Source organism: Pseudotabrizicola sp., assembly GCF_030656345.1.
Taxonomy (GTDB): domain Bacteria; phylum Pseudomonadota; class Alphaproteobacteria; order Rhodobacterales; family Rhodobacteraceae; genus Pseudotabrizicola.
In genome coordinates, this window is record NZ_JAUSNR010000012.1 from 31,867 (window position 1) to 55,543 (window position 23,677).

Annotated in this window: 22 protein-coding genes; 9 read left to right on the plus strand and 13 right to left on the minus strand. The window is 62.8% G+C overall.

The window, feature by feature from the left end; translation table 11 throughout:
• Positions 1 to 9: 9 nt before the first annotated feature.
• The 11 genes from Q7J44_RS06935 to Q7J44_RS06985 all read right to left on the minus strand — a co-directional run bounded on the left by Q7J44_RS06935 (position 10) and on the right by Q7J44_RS06985 (position 10,465).
• Positions 10 to 1,179, minus strand: coding sequence for a Gfo/Idh/MocA family protein (locus tag Q7J44_RS06935; protein ID WP_304878346.1), 1,170 nt, complete (start codon positions 1,177 to 1,179; stop codon positions 10 to 12).
• Positions 1,157 to 1,879 (minus strand): SDR family NAD(P)-dependent oxidoreductase, encoded by a 723-nt coding sequence (locus Q7J44_RS06940; protein WP_304878348.1) that lies wholly within the window; start codon positions 1,877 to 1,879, stop codon positions 1,157 to 1,159. Before Q7J44_RS06940 ends, Q7J44_RS06935 begins: the two co-directional genes overlap by 23 nt.
• Before the next feature lie 62 nt (positions 1,880 to 1,941).
• Positions 1,942 to 2,718: an oxidoreductase gene (locus Q7J44_RS06945; RefSeq protein ID WP_304878350.1), complete on the minus strand. Its 777-nt coding sequence runs from the start codon at positions 2,716 to 2,718 to the stop codon at positions 1,942 to 1,944.
• 16 nt (positions 2,719 to 2,734) lie between these two features.
• Positions 2,735 to 3,058, minus strand: a complete 324-nt coding sequence (locus Q7J44_RS06950) for a MocE family 2Fe-2S type ferredoxin (RefSeq protein WP_304878352.1) — start codon at positions 3,056 to 3,058, stop codon at positions 2,735 to 2,737.
• Positions 3,055 to 4,176 (minus strand): fatty acid desaturase family protein, encoded by a 1,122-nt coding sequence (locus Q7J44_RS06955; RefSeq protein ID WP_304878354.1) that lies wholly within the window; start codon positions 4,174 to 4,176, stop codon positions 3,055 to 3,057. The genes Q7J44_RS06950 and Q7J44_RS06955 overlap by 4 nt, the downstream gene beginning before the upstream one ends.
• Positions 4,173 to 5,372, minus strand: coding sequence for an aldose 1-epimerase family protein (locus Q7J44_RS06960; protein WP_304878356.1), 1,200 nt, complete (start codon positions 5,370 to 5,372; stop codon positions 4,173 to 4,175). Before Q7J44_RS06960 ends, Q7J44_RS06955 begins: the two co-directional genes overlap by 4 nt.
• Before the next feature lie 204 nt (positions 5,373 to 5,576).
• Positions 5,577 to 6,164 carry a DJ-1/PfpI family protein gene (locus tag Q7J44_RS06965; RefSeq protein WP_304878358.1) on the minus strand — a complete coding sequence of 196 codons (588 nt, stop codon included), beginning with the start codon at positions 6,162 to 6,164 and terminating at the stop codon, positions 5,577 to 5,579.
• A 60-nt stretch (positions 6,165 to 6,224) separates the two neighbouring features.
• On the minus strand, positions 6,225 to 7,187 hold the full coding sequence (locus tag Q7J44_RS06970) for a substrate-binding domain-containing protein (RefSeq protein ID WP_304878360.1): 963 nt from the start codon (positions 7,185 to 7,187) through the stop codon (positions 6,225 to 6,227).
• A 43-nt stretch (positions 7,188 to 7,230) separates the two neighbouring features.
• A complete protein-coding gene (locus tag Q7J44_RS06975; protein WP_304878362.1) occupies positions 7,231 to 8,217 on the minus strand; it encodes an ABC transporter permease in 987 nt (328 codons plus the stop codon).
• A complete protein-coding gene (locus Q7J44_RS06980; RefSeq protein WP_304878364.1) occupies positions 8,214 to 9,773 on the minus strand; it encodes a sugar ABC transporter ATP-binding protein in 1,560 nt (519 codons plus the stop codon). Before Q7J44_RS06980 ends, Q7J44_RS06975 begins: the two co-directional genes overlap by 4 nt.
• A gap of 2 nt (positions 9,774 to 9,775) precedes the next feature.
• Positions 9,776 to 10,465, minus strand: coding sequence for a GntR family transcriptional regulator (locus Q7J44_RS06985; RefSeq protein WP_304878365.1), 690 nt, complete (start codon positions 10,463 to 10,465; stop codon positions 9,776 to 9,778).
• A gap of 200 nt (positions 10,466 to 10,665) precedes the next feature.
• Here Q7J44_RS06985 and Q7J44_RS06990 point away from each other — a divergent pair, with 200 nt between their 5' ends.
• From Q7J44_RS06990 to Q7J44_RS07000, 3 genes are read left to right on the plus strand one after another with little or no spacing between them, the layout of a single operon-like run.
• Positions 10,666 to 11,871, plus strand: a complete 1,206-nt coding sequence (locus Q7J44_RS06990; protein WP_304878366.1) for an iron-containing alcohol dehydrogenase — start codon at positions 10,666 to 10,668, stop codon at positions 11,869 to 11,871.
• Positions 11,872 to 11,893: 22 nt separating this feature from the next.
• Positions 11,894 to 13,360, plus strand: coding sequence for an NAD-dependent succinate-semialdehyde dehydrogenase (locus Q7J44_RS06995; protein ID WP_304878367.1), 1,467 nt, complete (start codon positions 11,894 to 11,896; stop codon positions 13,358 to 13,360).
• Positions 13,361 to 13,368: 8 nt separating this feature from the next.
• Complete coding sequence (locus Q7J44_RS07000) at positions 13,369 to 14,205, plus strand: alpha/beta hydrolase (RefSeq protein WP_304878369.1); 837 nt, start codon at positions 13,369 to 13,371, stop codon at positions 14,203 to 14,205.
• 106 nt (positions 14,206 to 14,311) lie between these two features.
• On the opposite strand, the gene Q7J44_RS07005 is transcribed toward Q7J44_RS07000, so the two are convergent.
• Positions 14,312 to 15,226, minus strand: a complete 915-nt coding sequence (locus Q7J44_RS07005) for a LysR family transcriptional regulator (RefSeq protein ID WP_304878371.1) — start codon at positions 15,224 to 15,226, stop codon at positions 14,312 to 14,314.
• A 150-nt stretch (positions 15,227 to 15,376) separates the two neighbouring features.
• Between Q7J44_RS07005 and Q7J44_RS07010 the strand changes: the two genes are divergently transcribed.
• Genes Q7J44_RS07010 through Q7J44_RS07035 form a run of 6 tightly spaced genes read left to right on the plus strand, consistent with a single transcriptional unit; the run spans position 15,377 to position 22,733 of the window.
• Positions 15,377 to 16,345, plus strand: coding sequence for an ABC transporter permease (locus tag Q7J44_RS07010; RefSeq protein ID WP_304878373.1), 969 nt, complete (start codon positions 15,377 to 15,379; stop codon positions 16,343 to 16,345).
• The gene (locus Q7J44_RS07015; RefSeq protein WP_304878375.1) at positions 16,342 to 17,235 is read left to right on the plus strand and encodes an ABC transporter permease; all 894 of its coding nucleotides are present in this window, start codon (positions 16,342 to 16,344) and stop codon (positions 17,233 to 17,235) included. Before Q7J44_RS07010 ends, Q7J44_RS07015 begins: the two co-directional genes overlap by 4 nt.
• Positions 17,232 to 18,215 (plus strand): ABC transporter ATP-binding protein, encoded by a 984-nt coding sequence (locus Q7J44_RS07020; protein ID WP_304878377.1) that lies wholly within the window; start codon positions 17,232 to 17,234, stop codon positions 18,213 to 18,215. The genes Q7J44_RS07015 and Q7J44_RS07020 overlap by 4 nt, the downstream gene beginning before the upstream one ends.
• Positions 18,212 to 19,279 (plus strand): ABC transporter ATP-binding protein, encoded by a 1,068-nt coding sequence (locus tag Q7J44_RS07025; RefSeq protein ID WP_304878379.1) that lies wholly within the window; start codon positions 18,212 to 18,214, stop codon positions 19,277 to 19,279. The genes Q7J44_RS07020 and Q7J44_RS07025 overlap by 4 nt, the downstream gene beginning before the upstream one ends.
• Complete coding sequence (locus Q7J44_RS07030; RefSeq protein ID WP_304878381.1) at positions 19,276 to 20,847, plus strand: ABC transporter substrate-binding protein; 1,572 nt, start codon at positions 19,276 to 19,278, stop codon at positions 20,845 to 20,847. Before Q7J44_RS07025 ends, Q7J44_RS07030 begins: the two co-directional genes overlap by 4 nt.
• Positions 20,844 to 22,733: a CocE/NonD family hydrolase gene (locus tag Q7J44_RS07035; RefSeq protein WP_304878383.1), complete on the plus strand. Its 1,890-nt coding sequence runs from the start codon at positions 20,844 to 20,846 to the stop codon at positions 22,731 to 22,733. Before Q7J44_RS07030 ends, Q7J44_RS07035 begins: the two co-directional genes overlap by 4 nt.
• A gap of 39 nt (positions 22,734 to 22,772) precedes the next feature.
• Here the strand turns inward: Q7J44_RS07035 and Q7J44_RS07040 are convergent, their stop codons facing one another.
• Positions 22,773 to 23,459 (minus strand): fumarylacetoacetate hydrolase family protein, encoded by a 687-nt coding sequence (locus Q7J44_RS07040; RefSeq protein ID WP_304878385.1) that lies wholly within the window; start codon positions 23,457 to 23,459, stop codon positions 22,773 to 22,775.
• Positions 23,460 to 23,677: the final 218 nt, after the last annotated feature.

Genomic DNA, 23,677 nt, shown 5'->3' on the forward strand with positions numbered 1-23,677 from the left:
GCGCTCTTTCTATGCATCCGGAATATCCACCCACCGCCCGTCCTGCGCGCTTTTCAGCACGGCATCGCAGAACAGCATCTCGTAATGCCCGTCATCGAAACTGGCATAGCTTGACGCAGCCCCGCGTGCCCCACGTTCTACATCGGCATAAACCTGCCGGAAGAATGCGTGGAACGTATCGGCAAACCCCTCTGAATGACCGCCGGGCAGGGTCGAGGCGGCTATGCCCATGGGGTTCATCATCGACGGGTCGCGCAGCATGATCTGGTTGGGTGCATCGCGGTGCCCGATCCACAGCTGTTCCGGCCGGTCGGCGTGCCACGCGGCCGAGGCGTCGGTGCCCGACATATCCCACCACAGCGTGCCCCTGTGCCCCCGGCTGATCTGGCTGGTGGACATCACGCCGCGCGCGCCATCCGGATAGCGCAGCAGGATCATTGCCGCGTCATCGGTGTTGATCCGGCGCGGTTCAGTCCCGCCCTTTGCGGCAGAGAAGGTTTCGACCGGACCGGTCGGCTTTTGCCGGACCGGCATAAAGGTGGCCAGTTCGGCAAACACCGCGCTGGCCCGCTGACCCGAGATAAAGCTGGTCAGATCGATCCAATGCGTGCCGATATCGCTGACCGAGCGCAGCGGGCCGCCCTCATCCGCCTCCAGCCGCCAGTTCCAGTCGGTGTCCTTTGCCAGCCAGTCCTGATGAAACTGGCCACTGATCAGGCGGATCTGCCCCAGCTCTCCCGCTGCCACCATGCCGCGCGCCTGCTGGTTCAGCGGGTAAAAGCGGGTGTTGTAGCAGACGGCGGCAATCTTGCCGCTGTTATGCGCCAGCGTCACCATCTGCGCCGATTGGGCAGAGGTCATTGCCAGCGGCTTTTCGCAGATCACATGCTTTCCGGCGGACAGGATCTGCGTCACCTGATCGAAATGCGCGACATTGGGCGAGGTGACATGCACCACCTGCACGAGCGGATCGGCCAGCAGCTCATCCAGCGAGCGGTATGCTTGCGCCACGCCAAGCGCCGCTGCCCGTTCGGCACCGCGTTCGGGGCTTGACCCCAGAACGCCAATGACCGGCACCCCAAGCCTGCGTAGTGCGCCAATGTGTACGGTTCCGATAAAGCCGGTGCCGACCACCGCCGCCCCTGTTCGTGCCACATCATGCAATCGAGTATCCTCCATCAATCGGCAGACAGGCCCCTGTCATGAACCCGGCAGCGGGCGAGGCCAGAAACAGCACCGGCCCCGCGATATCTTCTGCCTGACCCCAGCGGCCCATCGGTGTGCGCAGATTGACCGCCGCCACATGCGCGGGGTCGGTCCGGCTGCGTGCTGATTGTTCCGTCACAACGAAGCCCGGCGCAACTGCATTGACGCGGATGCCATCGGCGGCCCAGGCAATGGCCAGCGATTTGGTCAGCTGAACCACGGCGGCCTTGCTGGCACCGTAAGCCGGGTTTCGCGGGCTGCCGAACATCGCATACATCGAGGCGATGTTGATCAGGACACCGGAGCGCGCCTTGAGATGCGGGTGAAACGCTTCGGCCATCCGAAACGTGCCGTGCAGGTTCACATTCACCACATGCTCAAAAAACGCGGGGGCCATTTCTTCGCCCCGCGCGGTGATGGCGGCGCAGTTGACAAGGATGTCGAGCCGGTCCGTCGCCTCTGCCAGCGCCCGGACGGCACCTGCGTCGGTCACATCCAGCCGGGTATAGGCAAAGCGGCCCCGGTCTTCGGGGGCGGGTTCCGGTTCGGCACCCGTGATGGCGACGCTGGCCCCGGCGGTCTGGAACGCGCGGGCGATGGCGGCACCGATTCCGGCCCGGCTGGCCCCCACAACCAGCACCGAAGCGCCGGAAAAGTCGAAGTGCATGGGCATCATGATGGTCCTTCGGGGGGATGGACTGGTTGGGGACACAGGGGTTTTCCGGCTGACATGGTTCAGATCGCCCCTGCCACACGCTGTTCAAAATCAATCACCGCCCCGCTCATCGGCGCGGACGCACCGCCCAGCAAAAACACCGCCAGTTTCGCGGTTTCCTCTGCTGTCACCAGCCGCCCCAGCGGCATCGCGGCCGCAGCCTGTGCTTGCCAGTCAGGCCCCTTGCCAAGGATCTCGGCCTGCATCCGGTGTTCAGCTTCGGTCGCGACCCAGCCCAGATTGATCGCGTTCACCCGGATGCGGTCGGCCATATGGGCATGGGCGGCATTGCGGGTCAGCGTGGCCATCGCGGCCTTTGACCCGGCATAGATTGCAAGGTCAGGGTGGCCGCAATGTGCGTGAAGCGACAGGATATTGACCACCGATCCTGCCGCGTCGCGCGCCAGCATATCGGCGATTGCGGCCTGCATCAGGAAGAATCCGGCCCGGGCGTTTACCGCAAACAGTTGATCCCAGATCGCGGCTGTGCCGGTGAGGACCGATCCGCGCGTGGTCAGCCCCGCTGCATTCACCAGACCGTCGATCCGGCCAAACCGGGCAACGGCGGCCTGCGCAATCCGCTGCGGGGCGGTGTCTTCGGCAAGATCGGCGGGCACGCAGCACATCTCGGTTGCGCCGACAAGCTCATCTGCCAGCCGCCCGCAGCCATCGGCGTGCCTGTCCGTCAGCACAAGGGCCCCCACGCCTTCGGCAGCCGCGCGGCGGGCGATGGCGGCACCGATGCCACTTGCGGCCCCGGTGACGATGATCACCTTGTCTGCCAGTTCCATTTTCATGCGCCCATCCCGGGCATCACCTTGCCTCGCCGACGGCGATTTCGATCTGACCGTTCACCACCCGCGCCGGATAGGTCGCCAGCGCCACGCAGACCGGCGACCGCAACGGTGCCCCGGTCTTGTAGTTGAAGCGCCCGTTGTGCTTGGGGCATTCGATGGTGTCGTCGATCACCAGACCATCAGCCAGATGCACCTTTTCATGGGTGCAAAGCCCGTCGGTCGCAAACACTTCCCCCGCCGCTGACCGGTAGACCGCATAGGTCTGACCGGCGTGGTCAAAGCGGATCACGTCTTCGGGGTCGATATCATCTTCGGCGCAGACGGCTACCCAGTCGCTCATGCCGCACCCGTCGTTTGTTGATTGCGGACACGCCCGATTTCAACCGCGTGCAGGTCGGCGCGATAGGGTCGCGCCGTGGCGGGCAGGGTGCGGATGATGGTGTAGCCCGGATCGGTCCTTTGCCGCCAAAGCGCGCGCAGCATCGTGGCATAGGCGTGGGGAATTGACGGATCGGGCGGCGGCAGATCGTCCTTGATCAGCGCATGAAGCTGCGGCAGGGCGTGGTAGGGCACCATCGGGAACATGTGGTGCTCGATATGGTAGTTCATGTTCCAGTAAATCCAGCGGCTTATGGGGTTCATGTACACGGTGCGGCTGTTCAGCCGATGGTCCAGCACATCTTCGGCCAGCCCGCCATGCTGCAAAAGCCCGGTCATCACCATGTGCCATGCGCCATAGATGCGCGGCCCGCCGATCAGCATCAGCGGCAGGACCGACCATGTTGCCAGTGCAAGCGCGACAGCAGCGGCATAGACCGCCATATGCACCCGCGCCCAGAACACCGCCTTGGCGCGTTCGGTGTCGGGCAGGTATTCCGCCTCTTCGGCGCTGATGATGCCAAGGGCGTTGCGGGCAATCACCCGGAAATGCAGCCAGATATCGGGTATCCCGATGAAATGGAGTGCTGTCATCAGCATTTGTGGCGGGCGGAAATGCGCGATTTCAGGGTCGCGCCCGACGATGATGGTATCGGTGTGATGGCGCGCATGGCTCCATCGCCAGCTGACCGGGTTGCGCATCACCATGAAGCTGGCGATATGGTAGACCACATCGTTCATCCAGCCGGTGCGGAAGGCCGTTCCGTGGCCGCATTCATGCCAGCGGCTGTCGCAGGCCGATCCGTAAAGCACGCCGTAGACGGCAAAGAACGGCACCGCCCACCATGTGTCCCAGGTCAGCGCGCCGCCCAGGCCTGTCAGCAGCAACAACCCCAGCCACAGCGCAGTGTCGCGCAGGGCAGGGCCATCGCGGCGCTGCATCAGCTGCTTCATCACCTTGCGTGGCACGTCCGAATGATACCATCCGGCAGAGGCCAGACCGGCATCAACGGCGCGGCGCGCCTCTGGCCCGGTCAGGCTGTAATCACGCGGGGCGGTGGGGGAAATGGTGGCTGTCATGCTGGCACCCCGGTCTGGTCAGTGGCGTTGTGCAGCGATGCAAAGCGCCCGGTCGGCACGGGATGGTCCGTGTCGGGTTGGGGTGCGATGCCGGTGATCCGGGCCTCAGCCGCTGCAATCGCGTCCGCCCCGTCCAGCACGCTGAAACGGGTGTCGTAGCTGCGGCTCTCCTGCGCTCCCAGCCAGATCATCTCGCCCCTGCTGCGGGCGAACAGGTTGCCTTTGACGTGGTGCGTCGACGGCTCGACCGCCATCACATACTGGCCTGACTGAAAGTTCTGCCATTGATAGGTGCAGGGTAACTGGTCTTTGCGGGTTTCGACCTGAAGACCCAGCCCGATCCGGTCGTTTACGACGGCAACGGGGACAAGGCCCTGTGCGTCACACGCCATTTCGTGCTGCCAGACCTGTTCAGCAGCGCCGCCGGGCAGGGGGGCAGGGCAGCGGCGATAGCTTGCCTGCGCCGGGCCGGTGGCATCATGCGAGGCCCAGACCACCTCTTGTATTGGGGCCAGAAGGCGGGTGCCTTCGTCGATCACCGGATAGCCGATGTTGATGTGGTAAAAGAACATATGCGGCGTGCGGACAAAGCCTGCGTTGACCACCCGGTCAGACAGGCGCACATCGTTTCCGCCCAGATCAGCCTCTATCCGGCGGTGCAGATGCAGCACCTCGCCAAAGACGGCGGCCTGCACCATCACGCTTTCGGCCCAGAGAATGCAGCGATTCCCCTCCCAGCGTTCGCCGTAACCAGTCAACCGCGCCGGAACAGACCCGATCCGGCCATGCAGCCCATGCCCGGCTATAGCCCGGCGGGGATAGTTATAGTCATCGGCAGGCACGGTTTCCGGCCCAAGGATATGGTCCAGCCCGCAGGTGTTCAGAAACCCCGAGAAAGAGCGCAACCAGCCAAGCCCGCCTTCGGCCTCGGCGTCATGCAGGCCGGGGTGGCGGAAGCCGGTGGCCGAATGCCATCCGATGGCCCGGCCATTGTGGGACAGATCCGCAATATCCATTGCCCGGTCCAGCAGGACAGAAAAGCACAGCCCACTTCCGGTGCGGAACTCCAGCATGCGGACCCCACGTTCGACCCCGTCGGCCAGTGTCACCAGACGCACACCGCCAACCTGCGACAGGCTGCCGGTGCGGGCCGCTAGGGTCGCGGCATCGAACGTCCTGCCGTAAAGTTCGGCCAAATATTGTCCCTTCCTCCATTTGCCTCGCCAGAGGTCTGGCAGAGCCGCACGCTACTGGTCGGGAGGATAGGAAGAGCAAGACCATCATCACAACTTCAAAAGCCATCAGTTCACATCAGCTGCTGATGAACACCCGAAGGCTGCAACGCAGAGCCGTGCGGCCAGTCCCCGGACAGGGTGGATGGCCACACGGCGTTTCGCGGTTCAGCTGTGCGTGATCCGGGTGCCCAGCACCTTCAGGCATTCACGCATGAACGCCGCCAGCCCGGTCCAGCCTTTGGCCGAAACCATGGTGCCATCGACATAGGCTTCATGCGGTTTGACGTCGATATAGGTGCCTCCTGCCAATGTGACCTCGGGTTCACAGGCGCCAAGAGCGGCGACCTTTTTGCCGCGCACCACACCATCCACCGCGATCAGGATCTGAACGCCGTGACAGATGGTGAAGATCGGCTTCTTGGTCTCATGGAAATGCCGCACCATGGCCTGAATCCGCTTGTCGGTGCGGATGTATTCCGGGCCGCGTCCGCCCGCGCAGTAAACGGCGTCATACTCATCCAGCACGACTTCGGAGAAGGTCTTGTTGATTTCGGCAAGGTGGCCGAAGCGTTCGATATAGGTCTGGTGACCTTCGAAATCATGCAGCGAGGTCTGGATCATCTCACCCTTTTTCTTGTCGGGGCAGATGACATGGACGGTATGGCCTACGGCCTCCATCCCTTGTTGAAAGACAAAGATTTCATATTCTTCGGTGAACTCACCACAGAGCATGAGGATTTTCTTGCCGGGCATCGTCGGTATCTCCTTTTCGCGGATAATCCGGGGCGCCCCGCAAAGAGCGCCCCGGCAGGATCAGAACGGGGAATCGGGGAAGTAGAACTGATCGGCATTTTCAGGCGTGATCAGCGGCGCATCCAGTTTGAAGCTGCCGCGCATCGGGGCCTGACCAGTGAACTGGCCCGCAACCATATAGATCGCGGTCTTGATCATCGACGGCGGGTACGGGGTCGAAATCGGCGTCATCGGATCGTTGGCCATGACCATTTCGATCACGTCTTTCATGCCATTGCCGCCAAGCGCATATTTGATATCGGTCCGCCCGGACTGCTTGACGGCTTCGAGCACACCCAGCAGCATATCGTCATCATTGGCCCAGACCGCATCAATCTGCGGGTATTTGGCAAGGTAATCCTGCATCAGGGTAAAGGCTTCATCCTGATTCCAGTTGGCATACTGGATGTCCAGAATTTCGACGTTGGTATCCTTCATCACATCGGTGAAGCCCTGAATACGCTCGTCATCGATGACGGTCGGAATGCCGCGCAGCACGACAACCTTGCCTTCGTTGCCCAGCTTGTCCGCCATCCATTTGGCGGTATTGGCACCCACGGCGATGTTGTCACCCGCGACATACAGGTCCTGAATCGACGGATCGGTCAGGCCACGGTCCACCACGGCGATAAAGGTGCCGTTGGCCTTGATCTGTTCGACCGGGCCGGTCAGCTCTTCCGAGGTGAACGGCAGGATGACCAGCGCATCCAGCGTTTGCGCGGCCGCCAGATCTTCCAGTGCCGACACCTGCGCGGTGGCGGAAGGCGAGGTTTTAACGATCACGTCGATGTTCGGGAACGCCGCCTCGATTTCCTTTTCGGCCTGTTCAGCGTGATAGACCACGCCGCCGGTCCAGCCATGGGTTGCCGCCGGGATCGACACCGCGATAACCCTTTTTTCCTGCGCCATGGCCGTGCTTGCCATAAGCGCCGCGAAGCTGCCCGCCGCAATCAGGCCAAGCGCCCGTCTGTTGATGAACGTCATTGTCGTATTCCTCCCTTTGAAAGACTCCGCCCCTCCCGGGCGGCTATTTGATAAAGCGGTGTGCCAGCATGGCGAGGATGATGATCACCCCCTGAACCGCCGCGACCAGATACTCGGACACCATGTTTGACAGCACCATCAGGTTGGCGATCACCTCAAGGATGAGTGCCCCGGCGACTGTGCCCCAGACCCGCGCCTTTCCACCGCGCAAGGCGGTGCCGCCGATCACCACTGCGGTGATGACCTGCAATTCCCAAAGTTGCCCCGTGGTCGGCGTGGCCGCGCCCAGACGGGGGATGTAGCAGATCGCCGCGATGGCCACGCAAATGCCCTGAATGACAAAGGCCATGGTGCGGACCCGTGCTACCGACACGCCGGAAAACCGCGCGACCTCGGCGTTCGATCCGGCGGCCATGCAGCGGCGGCCGTATTTCGTGCGGTACAGGATGAACGCCCCGATCAGCACAACGATCAGCGTCAGGATCACCGGAAAGGGGATGCCCAGCACATTGCCAAAGTAAACCGGGCGGTAAGGTTCACGCAGCGCGCGATCAATCGGAATGGACCCGCCATCCGACATCCAGGTGATCAGCGCGCGGAAAATCCCCATGGTGCCAAGGGTGGCGATGAACGGCTCGATCTTGCCCACCGTCACGATCAGCCCGTTCAGCAAGCCGCACAGCGCGCCCACTACCAGCCCGACACCCGCCCCGGCCAGAATGGCGTTTGCCCCCATTGATGGTTCCAGCCGGTTCATGGTCAGGATCATGATGCCGGTGACAAAGGCCATCATCGACCCCACGGACAGATCCAGCCCGCCGGACGATATGACAAAGGTCGCCCCCACCGCGATGATGGCGATAAAGGCAGACCGTGTCACCACATTGGCGATGTTCGTGCCGCTCAGAAAGCTGGAGTTCAGCATCACGCCCACCAGCACCACAATGGCCAGCGCAATGAACGGCCCCATGTCGGCCCAGCGAAAACGGCGCGGCGCGGCTGTGCCTTCGGTCAATACGGATGCAGTCATGCTGTTTTCCCTCCGGCCTGCGCCGATCCGCTGGTGGCGGCATAGACCACGTTCTGTTCGGTGACCTGACCACCCGTAAGCTGCGCCACAATGCGCCCTGCGCGCATCACCAGCACCCGGTCGGACAGGCCGACCAGTTCAGGCAGTTCGGATGAAATCACGATGCAGGCCTTGCCCGCCCGCACCAGCTTGTCGATGAAATCGTAGATCTGGCTTTTGTTGCCGATGTCGATGCCGCGCGTGGGTTCATCGATGATCACCACCGAAGGGTCGGTCATCATCACCTTGGCCAGCAGCAGCTTTTGCTGATTACCGCCCGACAACTGCCCCGCATCCAGATGCACTGACCGCACGCGGATATCATAGTCTGCCACCGCCCGTTCCAGCCCGGCCATTTCCTTGCGGCGGCCCAGCGTCAGGCGACCATGCACAACGTCCAGCGCCTGCAGTGTCAGGTTCGGGGCCAGCGGTTCATCCAGCAGCAGGCCTTTGCCCTTGCGGTCCTCGGTCAGGTAGACCAGACCCGCCGCCTGCCAGCCGCTGACCGACCGATGCGCAACGTCAGTGCCGTTCAGCGTGCAGCGGCCCTGCGCCGGGCGCAGGCCCATCAACCCCTCGAACAGTTCGGTGCGGCCAGATCCGATCATGCCGCCGATGCCCAGCACCTCGCCGGGATGCACGGCAAAACTGCCCAACACCGCGCCGTGATCGACGACAAGATCGCTGACTGTCAGCAGCGGATCATTCGTCGGGGCTGGGCGTTTGGGCGGATACAGCATATCCAGTTTGCGACCGACCATCAGCTCGGCCATGTCGCGCTGTGTCAGCCCGGCGGCGGGCCATGTGCCGATCATCCGGCCATCGCGCAGCACGGTGATGCGGTCGGCCAGCGTTTCAACCTCATCCAGCCGGTGTGAGATATACAGCACCGCCGCACCTTTTTCGCGCAGTCCCCGCACCACCGCCAGAAGGGCGGCCACCTCGTCATTGGCGAGAACCGCAGTGGGCTCATCAAAGATCACCACCTTGCGCGGCTCCAGCAGCGCGCGGGCGATCTGCACCAGCTGCCGCTGCGCAAGGGGCAGGCTGCCCACCCGGTCAGAGGGATGACAGCGCGCGCCAATGGCCGAAAGGATTGTGGCGGCCCGCCGGTTCATCTCGCGGTCGTTGACCATCAGGCCCCGGGTCAGTTCGCGGCCAAGGAACAGGTTTTCGGCAACCGACAGGTCACCCGCCAGCAAAATTTCCTGATGCACCAGCACCACGCCCGCCGCTTCGGCTGCGGCAGCATCGGCAAAGCTGACCCGGTGGCCTGCCATTTCCAGATGCCCGGTTGACGGCTGGACATGACCCGCCAGCAGCTTCATCAGGGTCGATTTTCCGGCACCGTTTTCACCGATGACCGCGTGAACCTCGCCCGGCCGGATATCCAAGGCCACATCCGACAGCACCGTGATCGGGCCATAGGCCTTACCCAGGCCTTCGGCGCGCATGGCCGTGGCAGGATCAGCAGTCCTGCTGGCAAAGGGGCCGGATATGGGCAAAGCCTGGGTCATCATCATTCAAAGGCAGACAGCAGACGGTCACGCGACCGCAGGATGTGTTCCCGCATGGCGGCCTCGGCGGCAGGGGCATCATCGGCGCGGAAGGCAGTCAGCAGGCTTTCGTGCTCTTCCAGGGCCTCTTGCGTGACGCGGGTGTGAAACATCAGGCGGAAGATGTGCAGGTGCACATGCTGGTTGAACAAGGTGAAGCGGATCACATCATTGCCGGCAATCTTCAGGATGGCATCGTGGAAATAGGCATCCGCGCGGGCAAAGCGGGAATAACGGCTGGTGCGGTCAACCGGGGCCTCGCCATGGCCCATATCGGCCGCCGCTTCTTCCAGCAGTTTCAGCGCGTCGGGCGTCATGTTCAGCGCCGCCAGCCGCGCGCCTTCGGGTTCGAGCAGCAGGCGAAAGGTGTACAGGTCGTCAAATTGCTTGCGCGTTAGCTGGGGGGCGGCGGAATAGCCGATCAGGTGTTCCTTGCGCACCAGACCCTCACGCTCCAGCCGCGACAGGGCTTCACGCACCGGGGTCTGCGAGACATTCAGATCGCGGGCAATGACATCAATCGGGATGCGGGCGCGCGGCGCGATTTCAAGCGACATCAGCCGTTCGTAGATGTTGTCATAAACACCATCGACCACGCTTGCCGGGCGCACGGATGCTGCCCTGTCTGTCGTCCGGTCCGCTGCGATTGCCATCTGTCCACCCTTTGCATCTTCGACTTGACACGTGGCAATGAGTCGCAAATATGGTATCAAATGTCAAACACAATATCATATACGATCTGATATAGGATTTGATGCGCGGATCGGTTAAGCTCGGAATAGCTGGCTTTTTCCGTACTACAGACCGGCGCGCACTGCTGAACGCCTGACCCATACGGGAGGAATTGGACAAGATGGAATACTTCGGCACGATCAGGGCTCCGCGCGAAATTCTGTTTGGCTTCGGGCAACGCCGTGCACTTGGCACCATTGCGCAACGGCTGGGAAAACGCGCTTTGGTGGTCACTGATGCGCGGCTTGCGGCGGATGCAGATTTCCACGCCATGATTGCCGATCTTGAAGGCTTGGGGAGTGTGGTGCGCGTGGAAGCCGGCACCCTGCCGGATGTGCCCGTCGGGTCCGCCATTGCCGCGGCCGAGGCGGCACGCGGCTTCAACCCCGATCTGGTGATCGCCATCGGCGGCGGCTCTTGCCTTGATATGGCCAAATGCGTCGCCCTGCTGCTGTCGCATGGCGGCAAGCCGCAGGATTACTATGGCGAGTTGAAGGTGCCCGGCCCGGTTCTGCCGCTGATCGCCATTCCGACCACCGCCGGAACCGGGTCAGAGGTGACGCCGGTGGCGGTGCTGTCCGATGCCGAGCGCAGCCTGAAAGTGGGGATCTCCAGTCCGCATCTGATCCCCGCCGTCGCCATCTGTGACCCTGACCTGACCCTGACCTGCCCGGCCAGCCTGACCGCGATTGCCGGGGCAGATGCGTTGACCCATGCGATAGAGGCGTTCACCGCGACCCGGCGCTCGGTGACGGACGGGTTGACGCAAGAGCGTGTGTTCATCGGCAAGAATGCCATTTCCGACCAGTTCGCACTGCGGGCGATTGCGTTGCTGTGGCAAGGGCTGGAAGCGGCCTGCACCGTCGGCACGGACCTGACCGCGCGCGCGCAGGTGATGCAGGGCGCGACCTTTGCCGGTCTGGCCTTTGGCGTTGCAGGCACTGGCGCGGCCCATGCGATTCAGTATCCGGTCGGGGCCCTGACCCATACCGCGCATGGGCAGGGGGTTGCCTGTCTGATGCCATGGGTGATGGACTGGAACCGGCCCGTGATCAGCCGCGAACTGGCGCAGATGGCCACGGCCATGGGGCTGGCGAGTGGCGAAGATGTGATCCCCGCGATCTCTGCCCTGTTCCGGCGCATTGGCATTCCGCCAACCCTGTCAGCGCTCGGTCTTGCGCAGGACCGGCTTGCATGGGTGGCCGAACAGGCCTGCGGCATCGAACGGCTCATCCAGAACAACGCCCGGCCCCTCGCCCGGGCCGACATGCTGCGCCTGCTGAACTCTGCCTTTGCGGGCGACCGCACTCTGATGGCCACCGCCTGACCCATCCTTGCAAGGACACACCATGCCCCTCGAATCTCCGACCCTGTCCGCGTTTTCAGACCCTAACCTGCATGCGCAGGGTCTTTTCATCGGCGGCGACTGGCTGCCCGGTGGCGGCATTCCGGTCATGAACCCGTCAAGCGCAGACCTTTTGGCCGAGGTGGCGGACGCCACCGCCGCCGACGCCTTGCGCGCTGTTGATGCGGCCGAAGCCGCTGCCGCCGGCTGGCGTGCCACACCACCCCGCCAACGCGCGGAAATCTTGCGCCGCTGGTTCACACTGATGACCGACCATGCCGAGGATCTGGCCCGCCTGATCTCGCTGGAAAACGGCAAGGCACTGACCGATGCGCGTGGCGAGGTCGCCTATGCCGCGGAATTCTTTCGCTGGTATGCCGAAGAAGCGGTCCGTATCGCGGGTGAATTCCGTCAGGCCCCGTCGGGTGCGCACCACATTCTGGTCGATCACGATCCCATCGGCATTGCCGTCCTGATCACCCCGTGGAACTTTCCCGCTGCCATGGCGACCCGCAAGATCGGCCCCGCGCTTGCGGCGGGTTGCACCGTGATCCTGAAACCGGCATCCGAAACCCCGCTGACTGCCTTTGCCATGGCGCGTCTGGGGGCGATGGCCGGTGTGCCTGCGGGTGTGGTCAATGTCATCACCACAAGCCAGCCCGGGCCGGTGGTGAACGCCATGCTGGCCGATCCGCGCGTGCGCAAGCTGTCGTTTACCGGATCGACCGGCGTGGGCCGCACCCTGCTGGCCGAGGCTGCAAAGACCGTGGTGTCGTGCTCGATGGAACTGGGCGGCAACGCGCCGTTTCTGGTGTTTGACGACGCCAATCTGGACGCCGCCCTCGATGGTGCGATGATCGCCAAAATGCGCAACGCGGGTGAGGCCTGCACCGCCGCCAACCGCTTTTATGTGCAGTCGGGGATTCACGATGCTTTCGTCGCGGGCCTGACGCAGCGCATGGCGGCGCTGAAAGTGGGGCCGGGAACCGACCCCGCCACACAGGTCGGCCCGATGATCACGACAAAAGCGGTCACCAAGATCGACCGGCTTGTGCGTCAGGCGGTGGCGGGTGGGGCCAGTGTCACCACGGGCGGCGCGCCGCTGCCCGGTTCGGGCTACTACTACCCGCCCACCGTTCTGGAAAACGTGCCCGAAGATGCCGAAATCGCCCATGAAGAAATTTTCGGCCCTGTCGCCCCGGTGTACCGCTTTGACACCGAGGCGCAGGCCATCAACCTTGCCAATGCCACTGAATACGGGCTTGCAGCCTATGTCTATTCGCGCGACCTTTCACGGGCGTTGCGGGTCGGCAAGGGGATTGAAACCGGCATGGTCGGCATCAACCGGGGCCTGATGTCAGACCCGGCCGCCCCGTTTGGCGGTGCCAAGCAAAGCGGGTTGGGGCGGGAGGGCGGCGTCACCGGGATCCTGGAATTTCTGGAACCGAAGTACTTCGCGGTCAATTTCTGAGGGGGCGCATGGCACAGGATCTGTACCGGAACCGCGATTTCATTCCGGATTTCGATGCGCTGATGGCTGAAATTGCGGCACGGTCCCATGAATTTGCCGCAGGGGTGACCGTGCAGGCCGATGTGGCCTATGGCCGGGAACCACGGGCGCGGATGGATATTCTGTTGCCCCCGACTCTGCGGAACGGCGCGCCGGTGCATATGTTCATCCACGGCGGCTATTGGCGGTCGGGAAACAAGGCCGACCATCACCTTGTCGCGGTGCCCGTTCATGCGGTTGGGGGGGTCGCCGTGATCGTGGGCTATGGCCTGCTGCCCGCCACCCGGCTGGGGCCTGTCGTGGCCCAGATCCGCCGTGCGGCCCAGCATGTGCTGGCGATTGCCCCCACGCTTGGGGCCGATCCCGCGCGATTTACCGTCAGCGGTCATTCCGCTGGTGCGCATCTGGCCAGCTACCTTGCCGCCCATGGCCCAAAAGATCCTCCTGCGCCCGAGTTTCCAGCGGTCCGCGCGATTCTGATGGTCAGCGGAATCTATGACCTGTCGGACATCCCCTCCAGCTTTCTGAAAGACGAGGCCGGTATGACCGCACAGGAGGCCAAAGACTGGTCGCCGCTGACCGCTGCACAACGGCCCGGACCTTCCAGAACCATCACCCGTGGCGCACAGGAAACCGCGCCGTTTCACGATCAGGCCCGCGCCTTCGCCAGCCTGCTCGACCACAATGGTCAGCCCTGCACCCTGCACGAAGAACCCGGCCTGAACCACCTGAGCATCCTGCTGGCGCTTGCCGATCCAACCAGCCGTCTGGGCGGTGATCTGGCGGCTATGATCTCGGGATCATAGCGAAAACCGGCTGTTGCACCCGTTACGACGCGCCAGAGTGAATCCGGTCGCCGGTCTTTGCGTCACACAGTGACGCCCTATGGTGAAGGGTGGCATTCCAGCTGCCTCAACGGGACGTCTGGTCTTCTGCCAACAGGCTGCGGAACCGCGCGATGCTGGTTTCAATGAACTGCCGCGCGATTTCTGTCGGCGGAATGCCATCGGTCACGGCGAAGGCGAAACGATGCAAAAGCCGTTCGCGCAGTGGCCGGATTTCGATGGGCAAATGGGCGAAGTCGCGCGCCATCAACTCGTTGACCAGCGTCACGCCAAGCCCGCGCGCGGCCAGCGCGCAGGCCGACTGCACGGAATGCGCCTCGACCCGCACCAGCGGGCGCATTCCGACTTCCCAGAACGCTTCGTCGATATCACGCCGGGGCAGGCGCATGCGGCCCAGAAGGATCAGCGGCACGGCGTGAAGATCACTGATCGAGACCTCCTTGCGGTCGGCAAGGGGGTGACCCCGCGGCATCACGCAAACGGTTGGTACTTCGATCACGGGCGTTGTATCCAGCCCCGAGCGCTGTGTCGGCATCCGCAGAAATCCGACTTCTGCCCGTTCATCCAGCACCATCCGCTCTATCGTGTCATAGGCCCCGGTGTGCAGCTCAACCTGAACCCGTTCATTGCGTTCAAGAAATTCTGCCAGAATGGCCGGCACGATCGATATGGTCAGGCTGGCCGGAAACGCCACGCGCAGCATCTCGGTCGCATAATTGCCGACCTTCAGCTCCGCCGCGCGCTGGGTCAGCCGCGCACCGTGGTCGACAAGCCCGGCGATTTGCGCCTGCAACAGCTGGTTTTCGCGCGTGGCAATCAGACGACCCCGGTCCCGCACAAAAAGCTGCAGGCCCAGATCCTCTTCCAGCTGCGCGATGCGGCGGCTGACGGCAGATTGCGACAGGCCAAGCGCCTGCGCGGCGGCCTGAGTGGTGCCCTTTTCAACCACGGCACGGAATGTCTCCAGAAGGCTCAGGTGCATCTATGCGAATCCATCATAGGGTAACCGGCAATCTTCATAGTCTTGCATAGTCGCGAATCGTTCTGCAATGTCGGATTGCAACGGGAAGGTAACACCCAAAATGGCATCCACTCTGACGTCGGCGCAGGCGCGTCAACGGATGGTCAGGACATGACCGTCTTTATCTTCCGGCGGCTGATTCAGGCAGTGATGGTGCTGCTGGTCACCTCGCTGATCGTGTTTCTGGGCGTCTATGCCATCGGTGACCCGCTGGAGATCTTGTTGCCGGGGGATGCCACAGCGGCAGAACGGGCACAGGTGGCGGCATCGCTCAACCTCGATGCGCCGTTGCCGGTGCAGTACTTCACCTTTCTCGGCTCGGCGCTGACCGGCGATTTCGGCAATTCGTTTGTCTTCAACCGTCCTGCGTTGACCGTTATCTTTGAACGTCTGCCCGCAACGCTGGAGCTGACGATTACCGCACTTGTGCTGTCGCTGGCGATCGGCCTGCCGCTCGGGCTCTGGGCGGGCACCCGACCGGGGACGGTGGTGGATGAAAGCGTGATGACCGGGTCCATCCTTGGCTTTTCGCTGCCGAATTTCTGGCAAGGCATGATGCTGGTGATGATTTTCTCGGTCTGGCTGGGCTGGCTGCCATCGACAGGGCGGGGCCAGACCGGCACGATCTTTGGCATCCGCACAAGTTTTGCCACATGGGACGGGTTTACCCATCTGATCCTGCCGGCCACAAATCTTGCGCTGGCCCAAATTGCGCTGGTGATCCGGCTGACGCGGACCGGCGTGCAGGAAACCATGCCGCTGGATTTCATCAAATTCGCCCGCGCGCGGGGCTTAAGCGAACGGCGTATCCTGTTCGTGCACGTGTTCAAGACCATTCTGATCCCCATTGTCACGGTCATCGGGGTTGAGTTCGGATCGCTGATTGCCTTTGCTGTGGTGACAGAGACGATCTTTGCATGGCCCGGCGTCGGCAAGCTGATCATCGATTCCATCAACGCGCTCGACCGGCCAGTGGTGGTGGCCTATATTCTGGTCATCGTTGCGATGTTCATCGCCATCAACTTCCTTGTCGATGTGCTGTATTCCCTGCTCGACCCGCGCATCCGGGGCCGGGCATGAGCGTGGCGTTGTTTTCAGGCGACACCATGTTTGCGCGTATCCTGCGCGGCATTGTTGCCAGCCCGAAGGCCACCGCGGCGGCGCTTGTCTGCGTGACCTTGATCGCGGCGGCGCTGCTGGCACCGCTGATCGCGCCGCAGAACCCCTATGACCTTGCGGCCATTGATTTCTTCGACGGTCGCCTGCCGCCGGGCAGTGAAAGCCTGTCGGGAATGACCTTCTGGCTGGGGACCGATACGCAAGGCCGCGATATGCTGTCTGCGATGTTGTACGGGCTGCGCACCAGCCTTGCGGTCGGCCTGACATCCGGGCTTCTGGCGCTGCTGGTCGGCACGACGCTTGGGCTGATCGCGGCCTACGCCGGTGGGCGTCTGGATGCCTTTATCATGCGGTTCGTCGATCTGATGCTGGGCTTTCCCACCATCCTTGTCGCGCTGATGATCCTTGTGGTCTTTGGGCAGGGCACGTGGAAGGTGATCCTTGCGCTGGTTTTCGTGCAATGGGCCTATTTCGCCCGCGCCGTCCGGGGGGCCGCGTTGGTTGAGACCGGCAAAGATTATGTCGAGGCCGCGCGCTGCCTTGGGCTGTCGCCCGCGCGTATTCTGGCGGCGCATATCCTGCCCAACTGTTTGCCGCCGCTGATCGTGATCGGCACCATTCAGGTGGCGAATGCTATTGCCGCCGAAGCCACGCTGTCATTCCTCGGGATCGGGCTGCCGATCACTGAACCTTCACTCGGGCTACTGATCGCCAATGGTTATCAGGTGATGCTGGCCGGGTTGTACTGGATGAGCGTCTATCCGGGGCTGCTGCTGCTTGCCATCGTGTTCTCGGTCAACATCGTCGGTGACCGGCTGCGCGAAGTGCTGAACCCGAGGCTGGAAACATGACCGCACCGTTGCTGAAGGTCGAAGGGCTGAAGACCTGGTTCGACACACCCAAGGGCATGGTTAAATCTGTTGACGGTGTCGATCTGGACCTGCGCCGGGGCGAGATTCTGGGGCTGGTCGGCGAAAGCGGATCGGGGAAATCCGTGACCGGCTTTTCGCTGATCGGGCTGGTGGACCCACCCGGCCGCGTGGTCGAGGGGCGGATCGAGTTCAACGGCGAAGACCTGCGCACGGCGTCCCCGGCACGGCTGCGGTCATTGCGCGGCGACCGGATCGCGATGATCTTTCAGGACCCGATGATGACGCTGAACCCGGTTCTGCGCATTGCCACGCAGATGATCGAGACCGTGCGCGCGCATCGCAACGTCAGCCATGCCGAAGCGCGGGCCCGCGCTGTCGAGGCGCTTGGCAAAGTGGGTATTCCGCGCCCGGCAGAGCGGATCGACGCCTATCCGCATGAATTTTCCGGCGGGATGCGGCAGCGCGTGGCGATTGCCATCGCGCTTCTGCACGAACCTGACCTGATCATCGCGGATGAACCCACAACGGCGCTGGATGTCACCATTCAAAGCCAGATTCTGGCCGAGGTGCAGAAGCTGGCGGCGGAAATGGGGATGGGGCTGATCTGGATCAGCCATGATCTTGGCGTCGTGGCCGCGCTCGCGCAGCGGGTGGCGGTGATGTATGCGGGCCGGATTGTCGAACGTGGCACCATTGACGAGGTGCTCGATACCCCCCGCCACCCCTATACCGCCGGGCTGATCGGCTCGACGCCGATGGCCAATGTGCGTGGCCAGCCGTTGCGGCAGATTCCGGGGTCGGCCCCACCGCCGCTTGGCCGCCCCGAAGGCTGCCCGTTCCGCCCGCGCTGCGCCCATGCGACCGAAATCTGCAAGACCGAACCGCAGGAAACCCTTGCCGGTGGCCATGGCTGGCGCTGTTTCCATCCGCTGCAGGATCAGGCCGGGGGGCGCATATGACGGATACACCTGCACCCGTGGCGCGCGCTGTTGCGGTTACCAAACAGTTTCAACGCAAGACCGATTTTGCCGACCGGCTGGCCATCCGGCTTGGCATAGCGTCACCGCCACCCGCCGTTCATGCCCTTGATGCCGTGGATCTGGAGGTGCGCAAGGGCGAGGTGGTGGGGCTGGTCGGCGAATCCGGCTGCGGCAAGTCTACGCTTGGCCGCGTGATCGCCGGAATGCTGCCGCCCACTGCGGGCCGGGTCGAACATGATGGCAAGGACATCTCGCAGCTTCGGGGACAGGCGGCGCGGGATATGCGCCTTGCGACGCAGATCATCTTTCAGGACCCGATGTCATCGCTGAACCCGCGCAAACGGGTGCGCGAGATTATCGGTGAAGCACCCCGTGTCCACGGCCTCGTGTCCCGCGCCAATACGCGCGCACTGGTCGAGGATCTGCTGGCACGGGTCGGGCTTGATCCGGCGATGGCGGATCGCTACCCGCACCAGTTTTCCGGCGGGCAGCGGCAACGCATCGGCATTGCCCGGGCGCTGGCGGTGAACCCCGATTTCCTGATCTGCGATGAAAGCATCGCAGCACTTGACGTGTCGATTCAGGCGCAGGTGATCAACCTGTTCATGCAGTTGCGGGCCGAACTGGGGCTGACGCTGCTGTTCATCAGCCATGATCTGTCAGTCGTGCGCCACATCTCGGACCGCGTGGTCATCATGTATCTGGGCCGGGTGGTGGAGGAAGCGCCGACCGATGCAATCTTTGACACGCCGCGACACCCCTATACCGAGGCACTGCTGCACGAAATACCGCGACTCGACCGGCGGGCCCGCAGCTTTTCGCCGGTGAAGGGCGAAATCCCTTCGCCCGTGAACCCGCCCTCGGGCTGCCATTTCCATCCGCGCTGCCCGTTCGCGATGGAGATCTGCAGCACCACTCGCCCGCCGCTGGTGGAGGTTGCGGCCAACCATCGTACCGCCTGCCACCTGAATGACGGACAGGGGCGGCTTCCGACTGACATCCAGATCCAGACACAAACCGAAAAGCAGGGAGAAGACCTATGACCTTCATGAAATCCGCCGCCCTTGTGGCGTTGCTGAGTGGAACGGCCTTGCCGGCCTATGCGCAGGATCTGACGATTGGCCGTTCCAGCGAGCAATCGTCGATTGATCCCCAGTTTTCGCGCACGGGCAACAACCAGATGACCTCGACCATGATTTTCGGGCGGCTGGTCGAGTTCGACTCGAACCTGCAGGTAAGCCCCGGACTTGCGGAAAGCTGGGAAAACATCGACCCCACCACGTGGGAGATCAAGCTGCGGTCAGGCGTGACCTTTCACGACGGATCGCCCTTCACCGCCGATGATGTGATCTTCTCGCTGGACCGCGCCGATGAAGTCCCGAATTCACCCGCGCCTTATACCGATCAGGTCTCTGCGGTGGCCAGCATGGAAAAGGTGGATGACCTGACCCTCCGCATCACCACCAACGCCCCGGCCCCCACCTTGCTGGAAGACATTGGCCGGGTGTTCATCATTTCGAAAGCTGCAGCCGAAGGCCGGGCGAGCGAAGATTTCATGACCGCAGACGTGGCCGTCGGCACCGGGCCCTACAAGTTCCTGTCGTGGACCCCGGGTGAGACGCTGGAACTGCAGGCCTATGACGGATTTTACGGCGATGCGCCGGAATTCAAGGATGTGCAGGTCCGCTTTATCTCGAACGATGCCGCACGGGTTGCGGCCCTGCTGTCCGGCGCTGTGGATGTGATTGACGCAGTGCCGCCGACCGACGTTGCCACGATTGAAAACAGCACCGGGTTCAAGGTTTACTCCGCGCAATCGGGCCGCATCATCTATCTGGGCCTGTCGATGCGGGGCGATACCGCGCCGGGGGTAACTGATCTGAACGGACAGCCATTGGCTGAAAACCCGTTCAAGGACGCGCGGGTCCGCAAGGCGGTGTCGCTGATGATCGACCGGCAGCTGATCGTTGACCGCATTCTCGGCGGTTCGGGGGTCGCTGCGGGGCAGCTTGTGCCTGACGTACTTGGCGGCCATGCCGCTGATGTCACGCCGGACCAGCCAGATCCGGATCAGGCCCGCGCCCTGTTGGCAGAAGCCGGGTATCCGGAAGGGTTTGGCATCACGATCTATTCGTCGAACGACCGCTTTCCGGGCGATGCCGATCTGGCGCAGGCGCTTGGCCAGATGCTGACGCGTGGCGGACTCAAGGTGAACGGGGTGCAGGTCTTCCCTTACAACGTCTATTCCAAGGCGGCGACGGCGGGCGATTATGGCGCCTTCGTCTTTTCGCTGGGGTCATCAACCCCGACATCGGGACCAAGCCTTCAGGCCCTGCTGCACACATATGACGCAGAGGCCGGGGTTGGGGCTTTCAACCGCGCCCGCTTCTCGAACGCGGAATTTGATGCGGCCATCAACGCCGCCAATCAGGAATTCGACGAAGCCACGCGCATCACCCTGCTGGAAGACGCCACCCGCCTTGTCTTTGCCGAAACTCCGGTGGTTCCATTGTACTGGCAGGTCATTCACTGGGGCATGAAAGACGGGCTGGAAATCTCGGCCGGCCTTTCCGAAGACACCCTGCCACAGGAAGTGCGGAGCGCGGAATGAACCTGCAGGTCGCCCTCTCGCCCGCAGAGCTGGTGGAAGACGGCATCGTCGTCCATCGCAATGTGATGATCCCGATGCGCGATGGTGTGCATCTTGCCACCGACATTTATCGCCCGGCGAAGGGTGGCCACCCGGTCGAAACACCGCTGCCGGTGATCTTCGAACGCACGCCATATGACAAATCAGGCACGCCGCGGACAGAATTGTCCGTGGCGCGCCCCACGGCCTATAGTCGGCCGGAACTGGCCCGATTGCTGGTGCGGGAGGGCTATGTCGTCATCTGGCAGGATTGCCGTGGCCGCTATGGGTCGGAAGGCACGTTCACGAAATATGTGAACGAAGCCGAAGATGGCTATGACTCCATGGTCTGGATCGACGCCCAGCCCTGGACCAACTCGCGCATCGGCACCATGGGACTTAGCTATGACGCGCATGTGCAGATTGCACTGGCCTGCCTGAACCCGCCCGGACTTGCCTGCATGGCGGTGGATTCCGGCGGCTTTTCCAATGCCTTCACCTGCGGCATCCGTCAGGGTGGCGCGCTGGAGATGAAGCAGGTGACATGGGCCTATAACCGCGCGATGGAAAGCCCGCTTGCCGCCGCCGATCCCGCCATCCTGCGCGCGATCGAGGCCGAGGATCTGGCCGGCTGGATGACCCGGACACCCTGGACCAAGGGCCGCTCGCCGGTGAAATGGGACCCGGATTACGAAGCCTATCTGCTGGACCAGTGGCTGCACGGCACCTTTGACGACTTCTGGAAAAAGACCGGGCTATGGGCGGCGGGACACTATGCCAGCTTCCCCAAGGTGCCGATCATTTTCATGTCGAGCTGGTATGACGCCTATGTGCAGACCACGCTGGAGAATTATACCGGGCTGAAAGGGGACGCCGAGCGGCCCTTGTCGCTGATCATGGGGCCATGGACCCATGGCGACAGGTCAGAGCGCGTTTTTGGTGACGTCGATTTCGGCGCAGCCGCCGTTTTTGACGGGCAGGTCGATAGCGACTGGCTGGCCTACCGGCTGAAATTCTTCGCCCGATGGCTCAAGGATGAACCGGAACGCGTGCTTGACGGACGGGTGCATCTGTTCGTGATGGGCGGCGGATCGGGCGGCAAAACCCCCGCCGGGCATCTTGACCATGGCGGCCGCTGGATTGAAACGACCGACTGGCCGGTGCCGGACGCAATGCCGATGACCCTGCATATGCGGGCGGACATGAGTCTTGGTGACGTTCCGGGCACGCAAGCGGTGCTGTCCTATGATTACGACCCACGCAACCCGGTGCCGACCATCGGCGGATCGCTGACATCGGGCGAACCGATCTTTGCCGGCGGCGGCTTCGATCAGGTAGAGGCAGAGGGCATCTTTGGCTGTACCATGCCGGGGATGCCGCTGACCGCAAGGCCGGATGTACTGAGCTTTGAGACGGCACCTTTGGAAAAGGACATGGTGATCGTTGGCCCGGTGACCGTGCGCCTGCGGGTTTCGACCGATGCGCCTGACACGGATTTCACCGCCAAGCTGGTGGATGTCTACCCGCCCTGTGCCGACTATCCGCGCGGCTATGCGCTGAACATCACCGACGGGATTTTCCGGGTGCGCTATCGCAAGGGGTTTGACGCGCCAGCGCCGGTTGCGGTGGATGAGGGGGCGTTCGACATCACCATTACCCCCTTTGCCACGGCCAACCGCTTTGCCAGGGGGCATCGGCTCCGGCTGGATATTTCATCGTCGAATTTTCCAAAATACGACATCAACCCGAACACAGGCGAGCCGGAAGGCACCTCACGCCGGACGCGCATCGCTGTGAACAGTCTGTATCTGGGGGAGGGGCAGGTAAGCTGTATCGAGCTGATGATATTGCCCGATCCGGCGGGATGACAGAGGCGCTGTCAGCCTTTTCAGGCTGCCAGTCTGCCTTCAGACAACAGTGATTTTCAGGTCACCGACGCCCGCGACATGACACTCCATCACGTCGCCGCGCACGACAGGACCAACCCCGGACGGCGTGCCGGTCATGATCACATCACCCGCTGCCAGTTCAAAGAAATCCGACAGATACGAGATCATTTCCGGCACTTTCCAGATCATCTGGTTCAGATCCCCGGTCTGTTTTACCGCGCCATTGACTTTAAGCTGGACCAATCCCGCAGCGGGATGGCCCACATCTGACACCGGACGCAAAGCGCTGACCGGGGCCGAGCCTTCAAAGGCTTTGCCAATTTCCCACGGGCGGCCCATTTCCTTGGCCACGCCCTGAAGATCGCGCCGCGTCATGTCCAGCCCGACCCCGTAGCCAAAAACGTGATTCAGAGCTTTATCCGGCGCAATAGTCTTGCCGCCCGATTTCAGCGCGACAATCATCTCGATCTCATGATGCACGTCGTTGGTCTGATCGGGATAGGGGAAAGTGTTGCCTGTGGTCAGATTGTCGGGGTTTTTCTGAAAGAAGAACGGCGGTTCGCGGTTGGGATCGTGGCCCATTTCGATCGCATGGGCGGCATAGTTGCGACCGATGCAATAGACCCGCCGAACGGGGAACAGCGCGTCAGACCCCTCAACTGGAAGGGTCACGAGGGGCGGTGGATTGAAAGCATAGTCTGACATGGCGACACTTTGTTGTTCGGCGGCTTCTTGGTCACAGATTGCGGCCTGCAAATCAATCAGGTTCATTCCGGCGCAGGCGCCCGCGCACGGCGGCGCTTCAGGGCTCTGTTGAGGCGATTGCCAGGATGCGCCTAAAATTGGCCGTGCAGCAAAGGCCGGGCGTGACGTGCCCGCCGCATGCTGCTAACCCAAGGTCACAATATCCGCACCACAACAAG